Below are 15,239 nucleotides of genomic sequence, written 5' to 3' on the forward strand. Positions count from 1 at the left end.
TTTGGTGCCGGGATCGAGGCATTCCCTCTTCTCCCCGTGTGACGGGGATAAGAGGCCGGCAGGCAGATGAGGGGCATGCCCGGCAGCAGAGGGGCATCCACCCCGAGCGCAGCTCAATTCATCTCGTCGTGGTGTCGTGGATGGAAAACCGTCACACGTCCCTGCAACTGTCTCTATTCCGCCGCTTCGCTCAACGGCGCTTCGGCTGGTGCCGGCGCGGCGAGCGGCCTCAGCCGAACCGCCTTGCGATACCAGATATAGCTCGCCATGGAGATCAGGCCGAAGCCGGGGATGATCGTCCCGAGCGCCAGGGCGGGCGCGCCGACGAGGGCGGCAAGCGCGCCGCCGAGAAGGCCGGAGCCCATCTGGATGAAGCCCATCAACGCCGACGCCGTGCCTGCGATATGCGGGAAGGGCGCCATCGCCGCGGTCATCATATAGGGCATGACGAAGGCGATGCCGAAGGCGTAGATGCCGATCGGAGTCATGACCGAGAGGAAGGTCGGCTCCATTGCTTGCATTGCAAAGGCAAGGATGAGGCTCGATGCGCCGATGAAAGAGAGGCCGACGGGCACCAGCGCCTGCGGCGTGAAGCGCCGCATCAGGAGCCGCACCGTCACCGTGCCGGAAAAGAACAGACCCGATTGCATCAGCATGCCGACGCCGAACTCGGTGGGCGTCAGCCCGACCTCGCTGATCAGCACGAAGGGCAGCATCGTCGCCCAGGCGTAGAGCGCGCCGACGGCGCCGGCGATCACCAGCGTCGACGATAAGAAGCGGCTGTCGGCCAGCAGTTCGCGATAGGCGGCAAGGATCGGCCGCAGATGCCCCTTGCTGCGGTCGGGCGCCACCGTCTCGGCCATGAAGAAATGCACGGTCAGGCAGGCCATCAGTGCGAAGCCGACCATCAGCAGGAAGATCGACTGCCAGCCGAAAAGACCAAGCGCAATGCCGCCGAGCGTCGGCGAGACGGCCGGCCCGAGCGCCAGCATCATGCCGATCATGTTCATGATGCGGGCGGCGCTCGTGCCGGTGAACTGGTCGCGGACGATGGCGCGGGCGACCGTCATGCCGACCGAGGCGCCGATCCCCTGCACCAGCCGCCCGGCGAGCAGCACGGCGATCGATGGCGCAAAGGTGGCCATCAGACTGCCGGCGAGATAGATGGCCATAAAGATCAGCGTCGCCGGCCGGCGGCCGATAACGTCGGAAAGCGTGCCCGAGACGAGCTGGGCGAAGGCGAAGCCACCAAAATAGAGCGACAGCGTCATCTTGATCGCCGCCTCGCTGGAGGCGAAGGCGCGGACGAGCTCCGGCATGGCCGGCGTATAGAGCGCCATGGAAACAGGACCGAGCGCCACCAGGAAGGCGCCGATGATGCTCGTGCGCCGTTCGCTCATCCTGAGCGTCATTGCGTCTTCTCCTTGCCGGCAAGACAGGGATCCAGGCGGCGAAGATTGTCGCGGAGGATCCGGAGGCTGCCGCGCAGCTGCTCGCGGCCCTCGTCGCCGATGCTCTCGGTATAGGCGTTCATCATTCCCCTGAGCCCGCTCATCAGCTCGGAAAGCAGCGGGTCGGCCTTTTCGGTGATGACGACATTCTTGGCGCGCCGGTCGGCCGGATCAGGCACCCGCGCCACCAGCTCCAGTGCCTCGAGGCGATCGAGATAGGCCGAGAGCGTCATCGGCTCGATCCCCATGCGCGTGGCGATCTCCGCCTGCTTGATGCCCTCGGTCACGGCGACCTGGATCAGCGTGCGCGCTTCCCCGGGGGTGATGCCGAGCGCCATCGCATTGACCTTGCGGTCGAAGGCGCCGCGCAGCAGCCGCGAGACATCGGTGAGCAGCAATCCGATCGTGTCGGATTCGAGTTTCCTGGGCATCCGGTTCGATCACGCAGAAAAAATAATAAGGTTTCCTTATCATATCTCGGGCGCGCGTACAATCGGCGCGCGGGCCATACGAGAAAATCTGCGATCGGGGATGACAAGCAGTCTCGTTTGGTGTATGTGCCGCCCCGGTTCGGGTTCTTGCCCGTCGACCACCAAGAAAGAATGGCGAATCCGCTCCTGTCCTTAAAGAGGGCAAGGCCTGAAGGAAATCCGACAGGCCGGCCGAGAGCGCTCTGGCTGTTTCAGAAGAAAGCAAAGGTTAGACCGATGAACATCATCCAGCAGCTGGAAGCCGAACAGGCCGCCAAGATCGCCGCCAAGCGCACCCTTCCCGATTTTTCCGCCGGCGACACCGTCCGCGTCAACGTCCGCGTCGTCGAAGGCAACCGTACCCGCGTCCAGGCCTATGAAGGCGTCTGCATCGCCCGCTCCGGCGGCGGCCTCAACGAGAGCTTCACGGTTCGCAAGATTTCCTACGGCGAAGGCGTCGAGCGCGTATTCCCGGTTTACTCGCCGCTCGTCGAGAGCGTCGAAGTGGTCCGCCGCGGTAAGGTCCGCCGCGCCAAGCTCTACTACCTGCGCGATCGTCGCGGCAAGTCGGCTCGTATCGTCGAGAACACCGGCACGCGCGCCCGCAAGCTGAACGAAGCCGAGCGCCAGGCAGTCGCCGACGAGAAGGCACGCATCGAGGCCGAGAAGGTCGCAGCCGCCCAGGCGCTCGCCGCCGAAAAAGCAGCCGCCGAAGCGGCGGAAGCAAAGGCAGCCGAAGAGGCAAAGGCAGCCGAAGCGGCCGCAGAATAAGATTTCGACTCTTCGGAGTTATTCGCAAAGGCGGCCTCCCGGCCGCCTTTCTTTTTTAGCACTATCTGCTTGTCTTCCCGGCGAAATTCGTGACATTTTCGGTCGCCACAATTTTCGGGAGTTCCTCCAATGACAATCCGCCGCCACGTGCTCGCGGGCATCGCCGCTGCCCTCGCCGTTCCCTTCGCATTCTCCGCGTCCGCCGTCGCGAGCGACCTGCCCGACCTTGGCGGCAAAACGGTCGTCGTCGTCACCGAGAACGCCTATCCGCCGCTGCAGTTCGTCGAGCCGAAGTCGGGCCAGGCGGTCGGCTGGGAATATGACGCGATGAACGAGATCGCCAAGCGGCTGAACTTCAAGGTAGAATATCAGAACACCAGCTGGGATGCGATGATCCAATCGGTATCCGACGGCCAGTATCAAATCGGCATGACCGGCATCACCATCAAGGACGACCGCAAGGAGAAAGTCGACTTCTCCGATCCCTATATGCGCTCGCAGCAGTTCATGCTGGTGCGCGCCGACGAGGCGCGCTTCAAGGACGCCAAGAGCTTCGCCGCGGTCGAGGACGCGCTGATCGGCGCCCAGCCCGGCACCTCGCCCTTCTACACCGCCGTCTATGAAATTCTCGACGGCAACGAGCAGAACCCGCGCATCAAGCTGTTCGAGACCTTCGGTGCGACGGTCCAGGCGCTGAAGGCCGGCGACGTCGATCTGGTGCTGACCGACAGCGTCGCGGCGAAAGGCTATGTCGACGCCTCCGAAGGCACGCTCAAGGTGGTCGGCGAGCCCCTCGGCACCGAGGATTTCGGCTTCATCTTCCCGAAGGGATCCGATCTCGTCCAGCCGGTCAACGCCGCACTCAAGGCGCTGAAAGAGGACGGCACCTTCGACGCGCTCAACAAGAAGTGGTTCCTCGACTACAAGATGGGCGGCTGATCGCTACTGCATGATTCCCTAAATCGGAATCGATTTGAGGACAAAATCATGCAGCATTTCAAAGTACTACAGCGACCTTAGCGCGTCCTATTGGACGCGCGGCGCTGTGGAGCGGGATGAGGAAAAGTGCATGCGATTTTCCGCTCGCATCCCGCGTCTCAACTATGGAATCACGATGGCGCCGGTGAATTCATCCGCTTCCGAGAAGGGCGACTATCCCTGGTGGCTGGTCGCCCTCCTTGTAATCGCCGTGGCGCTCGCCGCGGTGATCGCCGCCAATGACATCTTCGCTCAGGTCTTCGCGGTCGTCCTGAAAGGTCTCGGCGTCACCGTCTTCGTAACCCTGGTCGGCTTCGCGCTCGCGACCATGCTCGGCCTCGGCGTGGCGCTGATGGCGCTTTCCGAGCACGCGGCACTGCGCCAGGCGGCGCGCTTCTACACGGAAGTCATTCGCGGCGTGCCGATCCTCGTCCTGCTCTTCTATATCGCCTTCGTCGGTGCGCCGGCGCTGGTGACAGCCGTCAATTTCCTGGCGACGCCGCTCGTCAAGGCGGGCGTCATGGAGCCGCTCGTCGTGCGCGACGTTTCGCTGATGTGGCGGGCGATCATCGCGCTGATGATCGGCTATTCCGCCTTCATCGCCGAGGTCTTCCGCGCCGGCATCCTTTCCGTCGACAAGGGGCAGGTGGAGGCGGCCAAGGCGCTCGGCCTGACGCGCTACCAGCGCTTCCGGCTCGTCGTCCTCCCTCAGGCGATCCGCGTCATCCTGCCGCCGCTCGGCAACGACTTCGTGGCGATGGTCAAGGACTCCTCACTCGTCTCGGTGCTCGGCGTCGCCGACATCACCCAGATGGGCAAGGTCTACGCCTCGGGCTCGTTCCGCTTCTTCGAGACCTATTCGATCGTCGCCTATGTCTATCTCATCCTGACGATCGGTCTGTCGCTGGCGCTTCGGGGGCTCGAGCGGCGGCTGAGAAGGGCAGAGGCGCGGTAGGGCGCGTTCCCCTCGCAAGGCCCCTCCCCAACCCCCCACATGGGGGAGGGGCTCCGATGCCGCGCCCAAACCTCCCTTCTGCACCGCTGCAGCCGCCTCTTGCGCCGAGGTGATCGAAGAGGGTGCCGCGCGCGCCAAGCCCCTCCCCCTTGTGGGGAGGGGTTGGGGAGGGCTCTGACCGTCCACTGCCTGCCATCTCGCCAATTGCCGAACAGTCGAAAAATTGATATGAGCACCGGCCATGGAATCCAAGTTCGGATGTCGCGCCCAGAAAATCGTCGTGCTGCAGGACCACAAGCGTCTGCCGGCACGGTTCTTTGCGCATGTCTGCGGCGCTCTGACGAGCCGCCTATCCTGATCGCCTGATCAGCGTTGTTTCCGGCAGCATCGCCGCCGGCTTTTCCGTATTTTAAAATTCGATGGATATCTCGCTATGAGCGCACCGCGTACCCTCTATGACAAGATCTGGGACGATCATCTGGTCAATCAACAGGATGACGGCACCTGTCTGCTCTACATCGACCGTCACCTCGTGCACGAGGTGACGAGTCCGCAGGCCTTCGAAGGACTGCGCATGGCCGGCCGCAAGGTCCGGGCGCCGGAAAAGACGCTGGCCGTCGTCGACCATAACGTGCCGACCTCGCCGGACCGCCATCTCGGCATCAAGAACGAGGAAAGCCGAATCCAGGTCGAGGCGCTTGCCAAGAACGCCGCCGATTTCGGCGTCGAATATTATTCGGAGAACGACAAGCGCCAGGGCATCGTCCATATCGTCGGACCCGAGCAGGGCTTCACGCTGCCGGGCATGACGATCGTCTGCGGCGACAGCCACACCTCGACGCATGGCGCCTTCGGTGCTTTGGCGCACGGCATCGGCACGTCGGAAGTGGAGCACGTGCTGGCCACCCAGACGCTAATCCAGAAGAAGGCGAAGAACATGCTGGTGCGCGTCGACGGGCAGTTGCCGCCCGGCGTCACCGCCAAGGACATCATCCTCGCCATCATCGGCGAGATCGGCACCGCCGGCGGCACCGGCCACGTCATTGAATTCGCCGGCGAGGCGATCCGTTCGCTGTCGATGGAAGGCCGCATGACGGTCTGCAACATGACGATCGAAGGCGGCGCCCGCGCCGGCCTGATCGCGCCGGACGAGACGACCTTCGCCTATATCAAGGACAAGCCGCGCGCGCCGAAGGGCAATGCCTGGGACATGGCGCTCGACTACTGGAAGACGCTGCACACCGACGAGGGCGCCCATTACGACCGGGTCGTCGTGCTCGACGCGGCCAACTTGCCGCCGATCGTCTCCTGGGGCTCCTCTCCGGAAGACGTCATCTCGGTCCAGGGCGCCGTTCCGAATCCGGACGACATCCAGGACGAGACCAAGCGCGCTTCCAAATGGCGGGCGCTCGACTATATGGGCCTGAAGCCGGGCACGAAGATCACCGACATCGCCATCGACCGGGTGTTCATCGGCTCCTGCACAAACGGTCGCATCGAGGACCTGCGCGCCGTTGCCAAGGTCGTCGAAGGTCGCAAGGTCGCCCCGACCGTTTCGGCGATGATCGTGCCGGGCTCGGGCCTCGTCAAGGAACAGGCGGAGGCCGAGGGTCTCGACAGGATCTTCAAGGAGGCCGGCTTCGACTGGCGCGAACCGGGCTGCTCGATGTGCCTGGCGATGAACGACGACCGGCTGAAGCCGGGCGAGCGCTGCGCCTCGACCTCGAACCGCAACTTCGAGGGCCGCCAGGGCTTCAAGGGCCGCACCCATCTTGTCTCCCCCGCAATGGCCGCCGCCGCCGCGGTGGCGGGCCATTTCGTCGATATCCGCGAGTGGAAATAAGCCGGTTCGAACTTTTCCGGCAATTTGGCCGCCCTCTCGAGGGCGGCCTTTTTCATTGAGCGTCACAAGAAGCTTCCGCGGGCAGACAAGTGGCGTCAACGGTGCCACAATGGCCGCGTTCCACCTGACCCGCGAAGAACCTCATGGCTGATCACGATGAGACCGCCGCACGCCGCCTGATGCTGCTCCGCCATGCGAAATCCGCCTGGCCCGAAGGCGTGGCCGACCATCGCCGGCCGCTCGCCGGGCGCGGGCGAAAGGCTGCCCCGGTGATTGGCGCCTATATGGCCGAGCAGGGCCTCGTGCCGGATCTGGCGCTTGTTTCCACGGCGCGACGCGCCCAGGAGACCTGGGAACTGGTGGCCGAGGCGTTGCCGGCCAGCGTCGACTCCCGTGACGCCGTCGGGATCTACGAGGTCGCGGCCAAAGCCATTCTCGGCGTGATACGGGGCGTGGAGCCGTCGGTGCGCAGCCTCCTCCTCGTCGGGCACAATCCAGGCATGGAGGAGCTTGCACTGCTCCTTGCCGGCGAGGGCGAGGCGCTGCCGCGCCTGCGTGAAAAATTTCCCACGGCCGCCCTCGCGGTCATCGATTTCGATGCCGGGCAATGGTCGGAGATCGAGCCCGGCAGCGGCCGCCTCGTCCGGTTCGTGACGCCGCGCATGCTCAAGCAGAAGCAATGACGGTCTTCGCGGCTATGCCACCCGGACAGCCGTTCCCCGGCGCATATGCCTCAGCAGCCGCTTCATCGCCGGCAAGCTGACGGCGATGCAGCCTTGCGTCGGCTCATAACCGGGGCGAATGAGATGAAAGAAGATCGCCGAGCCGGCTTGTCGCCGCCTGGACGAGATGTTCCAATCCATGACGAGGCAGATGTCGTATAGTCCGTCATCGCGCATCATCGCCTCGTGGCTTGCGGCAAACGGTGCCCTGACGGGGCGGTTGTAGGAGGCGTGGCCCGGCGCGTCGCACCAGAGCATGTCGCGGCGGGTCCTGCGGATCGGCAGCCGTGTCGGCGGCAGGGACACGCGGTCCCGGCGCGCGAACCCGCCGATCAGCCTCATCGTCGCCCGCGGCGTTGCGCCATCGCCTTCCCGCTTCATGGCCGTGAGGCCGCTTCGCCCGATCGCCGCCTGCTCGGTCTTTCCGTCGAAGCTCAGAAGCGCGCGGCGGCGATCGCGCGGCGCAGTGCGCACCACAATGGTGGATTTCCGCGATCTTACTCCCGACGTTTTCTTGCGCATTATTCTCACAAATTCTTGCTTTGCCCGTGAGCTCGCGGCCACCCTAAGCACGGTTCCAAGGCGACAAGATTGCGCGGCCGCCGCGCTTTGCCAAGGGCGGCATTTGAGCTAGTTTGAAATTCAGGAAGCAACAGGAACTGTCCCATGGCGACGCGCACTATCCTCCTTGTCGACGATGACAATGACCTGCGTGAGACGTTGATAGAGCAGCTCTCTCTTTACGAGGAGTTCGACCTCCTGCAGGAAGCGACCGCCGGCAAGGGTATCCAGACGGCGCGCGCCCGCCAGGTGGACCTGTTGATCATGGATGTCGGCCTGCCGGACATGGACGGCCGCGAGGCGGTGAAGCTGTTGCGCAAGAGCGGATTCAAGGCGCCGATCATCATGCTGACCGGTCACGATACCGATTCGGACACGATCCTCGGGCTCGAGGCCGGCGCCAACGACTATGTCACCAAGCCCTTCCGTTTCGCCGTGCTGCTGGCCCGTATCCGCGCCCAGCTGCGCCAGCATGAGCAGAGCGAGGACGCTACCTTCAGCGTCGGTCCCTACACGTTCAAGCCGAGCCAAAAATTGCTGACGTTGGATAACGGCCAGAAGATCCGGCTGACCGAGAAGGAGGCGGCGATCATCCGCTACCTTTACCGGGCCGACCAGAAGGTGGTGACCCGCGACGTCCTGCTCGAGGAGGTCTGGGGCTATAATTCCGGCGTGACGACCCACACGCTCGAGACGCATGTCTACCGGCTGCGCCAGAAAATCGAACGCGACCCTTCCAATGCCGAGATTTTGGTGACAGAGAACGGCGGCTACAAGATCGTTCCGTAAGGCGGGATTTGCGGGTTTTCCCCTCCCCATCTTGCTCGTAGGTGAGTCAGGAGAATTGCTGCGTGACGCTCAATGACGACATCGCGCTTCTGTCCAACGTCTCGCTCTTCGCCGATATCGGCGACGACAAGCTTCGGCTGATCGCCTTCGGCGCCGAGCGTCGTCGCTTGGCGAAGGGCCACGAGCTCTTTCGCGAAGGGGCGCCGGCGGACTGCGCCTATGCGGTCGCCGCCGGGAGCTTTTCGCTCTCCAAGCTCAATGCCGAGGGCCGGCCGCAGCAGGTCGACAGCGTCGGCCGCGGCGCTCTGCTATCGGAACTGGCGCTGATCTCGATGGTCGAGCGCAAGTTCACCGCGACCGCGGACGAGGACAGCGAGGTGATCCGCATCAACCGGCCGCTTTTCCGCCGCATGCTGGAAGAATACCCGGAGGTGACGGCAATGGTCGAAGCCCGGATCCGCGACAATCTGCAGGCGATGATCCGCCGCGTCGAGGCGCTCGCCGGGCGTTTTGCCTAGTCGAAGATGCTTCCCAAGCGCGTGGCGATCTCAAAGCTCGAAATGTGCAATCACCGGCACATGGTCCGAGGGGCGCTCCCAGCCGCGTGCTTCCCGGAGGATGTCGACGCGCAGGAGTTTCGTCGCGAGATCGGCCGAGGACCAGATATGGTCGAGGCGGCGGCCGCGGTCGGCGGCGGCCCAGTCCTTGGCCCGGTAGCTCCACCAGGTGTAGAGCCTCTCGGGCGGCGGGGTGTGCTGGCGCATCAGGTCGACCCAGGAGCCGCCGGTCATGACGGTGGTGAGCCCGTCGGTTTCGACGGGCGTGTGGCTGACGATCTTCAGGAGCTGCTTGTGCGACCAGACGTCGTGCTCGAGCGGCGCGATGTTGAGGTCGCCGACCAGAATCGAGGAAATGCCCGCCTCGGCCTCGGCGTGCAACAGCTTCATCTCGTCGACAAAATCGAGCTTGTGGCCGAATTTCGGGTTGATGGTGCGATCCGGCTCGTCCCCGCCGGCCGGCACATAGAAATTGTGCAGGCGGATGGTCTTGCCGCCGGCCGCGAAGACGACGGAGAGATGGCGTGCATCGCCGACGCCGCAATAGTCGCGGCGATCGGTCAATTCGGTCAGCGGCAGGCGGGAAATGGTCGCAACGCCGTGATAGCCCTTCTGCCCGTGCATTTCGATGTAGTTGTAGCCGAGCTTCTTCAAAGGTGCGGACGGAAACTGATCGTCCGGGCACTTGGTCTCCTGCAGGCAGAGGATGTCGGGCTGCCAATTCACCAGCAGATGCTCCACGAGCGGCATGCGCAGGCGGACGGAGTTGATGTTCCACGTGGCGATGGAAAGCGGCATTCTCATTCCTCTGAATAGCGGGATGTCCGGCAGTACGGGCGTTTTAAGCAGGTCCGGGGCCAATCGACAAGCATGAAAAAGGCCGCCCGAAGGCGGCCCTGGAGTCCTGTCGCGGCCACGCCCCTATGGCTATTTGCCGCCCTTGTTGCGCACCTCGTCATAGGGAATGCGGAACACCTTGTCGTCCAGTGCGATGCCGGTCTGCACGTTGAAGATCATCACCGAGGTGTCTTTCTTCTGCGCGTCGGTGATCGTCCATTGCCTGAGATTGTAGGTCCGCGGGTCGAACATCATGGTGATGGTCGAGTCGCCGAAGATCGAGCGGTCGCCGAGCACGATGGTGATGAGGTCGGGTTCGACCCGGACGTCGCGCACCATGCGGCTGCGGAGATCGATCCGCTCGCTCAGAAGCAGATTGAGCGGCGTCTTCGACAAGGGATAGATGTCCCAGGTCTTCAGCTTCATATTGCCGATGACCACCGACCGTCCGTCGGCGATGACGCGCATCGGCGACGGCGCCTCGTAGTTGAAGCGGATGCGGCCGGGGCGGCGGATGTAGAACTTTCCGCCGGTCTGCTCGCCGCGCGGACCGAACTGGACGAATTCGCCCGCCATCGTCTTCACCGATGAAAAATGATCGGCGATCTTCTGGGCGACGGCGGGGGCCTGCGCCGAAGCGGGGGCCGCGTCCAGCGTCGTGCCGGCGATGCCTGCGAGCGCTGCCAGGCCGCAAACGAAGACGCGCCGCGAGATCGCCCGAGTGTCGCCGCCGCCGTTTCTTGTCTCTGTCATCGCAGTCTCCTTCATATCAGCGTCATTTGGAGCGCAAGTGGGGCGCCTTCAAGGCGTTATCTGCTGCCGCGGCGGCCCGCCTCTCAAATGACCGTTACCGGCCGGTCTTTCAGACTTACCGGCCCGTGATCTCCGCCTCGGTCGGCACCAGGATTTCGCGCTTGCCGGCATGGTTGGCCGGACCGATGATGCCTTCCTGCTCCATCCGCTCGATCAGCGATGCCGCCCTATTATAGCCGATGCCGAGGCGCCGCTGCACGTAGGAGGTCGAGGCCTTGCCGTCACGCAGCACGATCGCCACCGCCTGGTCGTAGGGGTCCTCGGAATCGGCAAGGTTCGAGGTGCCGGCCGGTCCGCCGCCGTCGTTCTCCTCGTCGTCGTCCTCGGTGATCGCGTCGAGATATTGCGGCACCCCTTGCGTCTTCAGATAGGCGACCACCTCTTCCACTTCGGTGTCGGAGACGAAGGGGCCGTGGACGCGCTGGATGCGCCCCCCGCCGGCCATGTAGAGCATGTCGCCCTGGCCCAGCAGCTGCTCGGCACCCTGTTCGCCGAGAATAGTGCGGCTGTCGATCTTCGAGGTCACCTGGAAGGAGATGCGGGTCGGGAAGTTCGCCTTGATCGTGCCGGTGATGACGTCGACCGACGGGCGCTGCGTCGCCATGATGACGTGGATGCCGGCGGCGCGCGCCATCTGGGCGAGCCGCTGTACCGCCCCTTCGATGTCCTTGCCGGCGACCATCATCAGGTCGGCCATCTCGTCGATGATGACGACGATATAAGGCATCGGCGAAAGGTCGAATTCTTCGGTCTCATAGACGGCTTCGCCGGTCTGGCGGTCGAAGCCGGTCTGGACGGTGCGGGTGATCGCTTCGCCCTTCAACAGCGCCTGCTCGACGCGGGTGTTGAAGCCGTCGATGTTGCGGACGCCGATCTTCGACATCTTCTTGTAGCGCTCTTCCATCTCGCGCACGGTCCATTTGAGCGCGACGACGGCCTTTTTCGGGTCGGTGACGACCGGCGAGAGCAGATGCGGAATGCCGTCATAGACGGAAAGCTCGAGCATCTTCGGATCGATCATGATCAGCCGGCACTGGTCGGGGGTGAGCCGATAGAGCAGCGACAGGATCATCGTGTTGATTGCCACCGACTTGCCCGAGCCGGTGGTGCCGGCGACGAGCAGATGCGGCATCTTGGCGAGGTCGGCGACGACCGGTTCGCCGCCGATCGTCTTGCCGAGCGCCATGGCGAGCTTGGTCTTGGTGGTCTCGAAGTCGCGCGAGCCGATCAGCTCGCGCAGATAGACCATTTCGCGCCGCTGGTTCGGCAGTTCGATGCCGATGGCGTTGCGGCCCGGCACGACGGCGACGCGGGCGGCGATCGCGCTCATCGAGCGGGCGATGTCGTCGGCAAGGCCGATGACGCGCGACGACTTGATGCCGGGCGCCGGTTCGAGTTCGTAGAGGGTGACCACGGGGCCGGGGCGGACATGGATGATCTCGCCCTTGACGCCGAAATCCTCGAGCACGCCTTCGAGCATGCGGGCATTCTGTTCGAGCGCATCGGCCGAAAGCGAGGCATCGCGCGCCACATTCTTCGGCTCGGCGAGGAAATGGATCGGCGGCAGCGCGAAGTCGCCGTCATCCTCGACGAAGGAGCGCTGGGCTTCCCGTTCGACGCGCTGTCCGCTCTTCGGCCGTGCCGGCGGCGGAGCGACCCGCGAGCCGCCTATCGCGACCATCGGCTTGGCGGGGGCCGGTCTCGGCGCCCAGTCGGCGGCAATATCGTCCTCGTCGTCCGGCAGGATGCCGGCGGGGCGGGGCTCGTCGATGTCGAAGGGCGGGTCGTCTTCGTCGGCGACGATCGGCGGCGGCGTGACGACGCGGCGTTCGGCACGCTCGAGCGACGGTTCGATGCGCGCGCCGCCCACCTGCGCCTTCGGCCGGACCGGCTCGTTGAGGGTGCCGAACTCGTCGTTGTTGAAATCATAGGGCTCGTCGTACTGGCGCTTGGCGCGGCTGGCGCTCATGCCGATGGCCCGCCGCAGCCGGGCCTGTGCCGTGAAGCGCATATGAGCGAGAGAACCCATCAGCAGGGTCAGCGGACCTTCGTCGTCCTCATCCTCGAGTTCTTCGCGGATAGTGCGCGCCTTGCTGGGAACGGGTTCGGGTGCCTGCTCCTCTTCCGCCTCGTCGCTGACGCCGATCAGGCCGGCGCTGAAGATCAGCGCCCAGGCCGCCGGCCCGGCGAAGAGGCAGGCGAGAACGGTCGCGAAGGTGCCGGTCGGGAACGTGCCGGTGAAGAGGGCCGGGAAACGCAGGATCATGTCGCCGAAGACGCCGCCGAGACCGTTCGGCAATGGCCAGGTGATCGGCGCCGGCACGCAACTCAAGGCGGCGCTTGCGAGCACCGAGCCGACGAACCAAAGGCAGAACCGCTTCACGACCTTGTCGAAGGGCTTGTTGCCGATGAGCACGAGCGCCCAGGCGACGGCCGGCAGCAGCGCCACGACGCTTGCCAGGCCGAAGAATTGCATGAAGATGTCGGCAAAGGCGGCGCCAGCATAGCCGAGCAGGTTGGTCGGCTCCTCCGAGGTGGCATAGGAGAAGCTCGGATCGGCAACGTTCCAGGTCGAAAGAGCGGCAACGGCGAGCGCCAGGGTGCCGAACAGCGCAAAACCCGCCAGCGACGCGGTCTGGCGCCAGAGGAAGGTGGTCAGCACGAACCGGTTGGTACGGCTGTCAAGCGTTGCGGGGTTGCTTCTGCTCATATTGCCTGCTGTCCGTTTCGATCCGCCGGAGCGCCACGCATTTTGCGAGTAACGGTGGGAACATTCCAGCCATTGATTGCAGAACATCCTTGCCCGACCCCAACCGGTTTCGGCGCAGAATGCTCCGGGCACATTGCGTGCCATGGAATCAACCTAAGCGTAGTAGGGTTAATGCGACATTAACCATCCGCGTGTGGCGCCGAATTACCGGTGGATAGGCCGGTCGAGGAACAAAAAAAGCCCGGATCGCGAGATCCGGGCGAAAGGCGATCCACGAAATATGCGGATCGCGACGGGACTTTTGGCGGCGCCGTTTTTTGCCGGCGCCGCAATCGCGCTTAGCTGGCGTGGTAGGCGGCCTCGCCGTGCGAGGAGAGGTCGAGGCCTTCGCGCTCCGCTTCGACCGAGACGCGCAGGCCGACGATCGCATCGACCACCTTGAAGAGGATGGCGGAACCGATACCGGACCAGACGACGGTGACGAGGACGCCCTTCAGCTGCGCCCAGACCTGCGTTGCCGTGCCGGCGTAGCCGGCGGCGAAGTCGGCGGTCGAATAGTCAACGATGCCTGCACCGCCGAGCGCCGGATTGACGAGGATGCCGGTTGCGATCGCACCGAGGATGCCGCCGACGCCGTGGATGCCGAAGACGTCGAGGCTGTCGTCATAGTGGAACTTGTTCTTCACCACGTCGACGAAGAAGTAGCAGACCGGCGAGACGGCGAGGCCGAGCACGATCGCGCCCATCGGGCCGGCAAAGCCGGCGGCCGGGGTCACCGCGACGAGACCGGCAACGGCACCCGAGGCGGCACCGAGCATCGAAGCCTTGCCGCGGACGAGCGTTTCGACGACGGCCCAGGAGATGATCGCAGCTGCGGTCGCCAGGAAGGTGTTGATCATGGCGAGGGCCGCGTAAGCATTGGCTTCGAGGTTCGAGCCGGCATTGAAGCCGAACCAGCCGACCCACAGCAGCGAGGCGCCGACCATAGTAAGCGTCATCGAATGCGGAGCCATGATCTCTTTCTTGTAGCCCGTGCGCTTGCCGAGCATGATCGCGCCAACGAGGCCCGCGATGCCGGCATTGATGTGGACGACGGTGCCGCCGGCGAAATCGATCGCGCCGAAGGAGAAGATCAGGCCGGTCGGGGCCGTATAGGCGCTCGGGCCGCCCCAGAACCAGACCATGTGGGCGACCGGGAAGTAGACGAAGGTGACCCACAGGATGACGAACAGCATGACGGCCGAGAACTTGATGCGCTCGGCGAAGGCGCCGACGATCAGCGCCGGGGTGATGCAGGCGAAGGTCATCTGGAAGACGACGAAGACGTATTCGGGGATGAAGACGCCCTTCGAGAAGCTTTCCGCAAGCGTCGTCGTGTCAACGCCGGCCAGGAACATTTTCGAGAAGCCGCCGATAAAGGAATTGAGCGAGCCGCCATCGGTGAAGGCCAGCGAATAGCCGTAGGTCACCCAGATGATCATCACGACGGCGGTGATCATCAGAACCTGCATCAGCACCGACAGCATGTTCTTGGCACGCACAAGACCGCCATAGAAGAGCGCGAGCCCGGGAATGGTCATCAGGAGGACGAGGATGGTCGACAGCAGCATCCAGGTGGTGTCGCCCTTGTCCGGAACCGGCGTTGCTGCAACGGCCTCGGCAGCGGCGGGCGCCGCCTCCTGGGCAAAGGCAACGACCGGCGCGAGCAAGGCGGCGGCGGTGGCGCCCACGCGTCGAAGAGAAGTGGAAAGGTTGAATGACGACATCGAAAAATGCTCCCTG

14 protein-coding genes are annotated in these 15,239 nt (G+C 64.3%); 7 read left to right on the forward strand and 7 right to left on the reverse strand.

Going from position 1 to position 15,239, the window contains the following annotated elements; translation table 11 throughout:
• Window positions 1-173 precede the first annotated feature (173 nt).
• Window positions 174-1,412: a multidrug effflux MFS transporter gene (locus CO656_RS13370; RefSeq protein ID WP_097526116.1), complete on the reverse strand. Its 1,239-nt coding sequence runs from the start codon at window positions 1,410-1,412 to the stop codon at window positions 174-176.
• The gene (locus CO656_RS13375; protein ID WP_037418035.1) at window positions 1,409-1,882 is read right to left on the reverse strand and encodes a MarR family transcriptional regulator; all 474 of its coding nucleotides are present in this window, start codon (window positions 1,880-1,882) and stop codon (window positions 1,409-1,411) included. The genes CO656_RS13370 and CO656_RS13375 overlap by 4 nt, the downstream gene beginning before the upstream one ends.
• A gap of 276 nt (window positions 1,883-2,158) precedes the next feature.
• Here CO656_RS13375 and rplS point away from each other — a divergent pair, with 276 nt between their 5' ends.
• The 5 genes from rplS (at window position 2,159) to CO656_RS13410 (ending at window position 7,151) form a co-directional block, all read left to right on the forward strand.
• Window positions 2,159-2,692, forward strand: a complete 534-nt coding sequence (rplS, locus tag CO656_RS13385) for a 50S ribosomal protein L19 (RefSeq protein ID WP_064242464.1) — start codon at window positions 2,159-2,161, stop codon at window positions 2,690-2,692.
• 129 nt (window positions 2,693-2,821) lie between these two features.
• Window positions 2,822-3,631: a basic amino acid ABC transporter substrate-binding protein gene (locus CO656_RS13390; protein ID WP_097526117.1), complete on the forward strand. Its 810-nt coding sequence runs from the start codon at window positions 2,822-2,824 to the stop codon at window positions 3,629-3,631.
• Window positions 3,632-3,806: 175 nt separating this feature from the next.
• A complete protein-coding gene (locus CO656_RS13395; protein WP_037418189.1) occupies window positions 3,807-4,625 on the forward strand; it encodes an amino acid ABC transporter permease in 819 nt (272 codons plus the stop codon).
• A gap of 433 nt (window positions 4,626-5,058) precedes the next feature.
• Window positions 5,059-6,468, forward strand: a complete 1,410-nt coding sequence (gene leuC / locus CO656_RS13405) for a 3-isopropylmalate dehydratase large subunit (RefSeq protein ID WP_097526118.1) — start codon at window positions 5,059-5,061, stop codon at window positions 6,466-6,468.
• Window positions 6,469-6,611: 143 nt separating this feature from the next.
• Window positions 6,612-7,151, forward strand: a complete 540-nt coding sequence (locus CO656_RS13410; protein ID WP_097526119.1) for a histidine phosphatase family protein — start codon at window positions 6,612-6,614, stop codon at window positions 7,149-7,151.
• Between the two features lie 12 nt (window positions 7,152-7,163).
• Here CO656_RS13410 and CO656_RS13415 read toward each other — a convergent pair whose 3' ends face one another.
• Window positions 7,164-7,712 (reverse strand): L,D-transpeptidase, encoded by a 549-nt coding sequence (locus CO656_RS13415; RefSeq protein WP_097526120.1) that lies wholly within the window; start codon window positions 7,710-7,712, stop codon window positions 7,164-7,166.
• Window positions 7,713-7,856: 144 nt separating this feature from the next.
• Between CO656_RS13415 and CO656_RS13420 the strand changes: the two genes are divergently transcribed.
• Together CO656_RS13420 and CO656_RS13425 are read left to right on the forward strand one after the other, a co-directional pair.
• Window positions 7,857-8,540, forward strand: coding sequence for a response regulator transcription factor (locus CO656_RS13420; RefSeq protein ID WP_037390380.1), 684 nt, complete (start codon window positions 7,857-7,859; stop codon window positions 8,538-8,540).
• A gap of 62 nt (window positions 8,541-8,602) precedes the next feature.
• Window positions 8,603-9,058 (forward strand): Crp/Fnr family transcriptional regulator, encoded by a 456-nt coding sequence (locus CO656_RS13425; protein WP_097526121.1) that lies wholly within the window; start codon window positions 8,603-8,605, stop codon window positions 9,056-9,058.
• A gap of 30 nt (window positions 9,059-9,088) precedes the next feature.
• On the opposite strand, the gene CO656_RS13430 is transcribed toward CO656_RS13425, so the two are convergent.
• The 4 genes from CO656_RS13430 to CO656_RS13445 all read right to left on the reverse strand — a co-directional run bounded on the left by CO656_RS13430 (window position 9,089) and on the right by CO656_RS13445 (window position 15,223).
• Window positions 9,089-9,895 carry an exodeoxyribonuclease III gene (locus tag CO656_RS13430; RefSeq protein ID WP_097526122.1) on the reverse strand — a complete coding sequence of 269 codons (807 nt, stop codon included), beginning with the start codon at window positions 9,893-9,895 and terminating at the stop codon, window positions 9,089-9,091.
• Window positions 9,896-10,024: 129 nt separating this feature from the next.
• Window positions 10,025-10,687 (reverse strand): outer membrane lipoprotein carrier protein LolA, encoded by a 663-nt coding sequence (locus CO656_RS13435; RefSeq protein ID WP_097526216.1) that lies wholly within the window; start codon window positions 10,685-10,687, stop codon window positions 10,025-10,027.
• 115 nt (window positions 10,688-10,802) lie between these two features.
• Complete coding sequence (locus tag CO656_RS13440) at window positions 10,803-13,457, reverse strand: DNA translocase FtsK (protein ID WP_097526123.1); 2,655 nt, start codon at window positions 13,455-13,457, stop codon at window positions 10,803-10,805.
• Between the two features lie 338 nt (window positions 13,458-13,795).
• Window positions 13,796-15,223 carry an ammonium transporter gene (locus tag CO656_RS13445; RefSeq protein WP_037418009.1) on the reverse strand — a complete coding sequence of 476 codons (1,428 nt, stop codon included), beginning with the start codon at window positions 15,221-15,223 and terminating at the stop codon, window positions 13,796-13,798.
• Between the last annotated feature and the right edge of the window lie 16 nt (window positions 15,224-15,239).

Source organism: Sinorhizobium sp. FG01, from assembly GCF_002531875.1.
GTDB lineage: Bacteria > Pseudomonadota > Alphaproteobacteria > Rhizobiales > Rhizobiaceae > Sinorhizobium > Sinorhizobium fredii_C.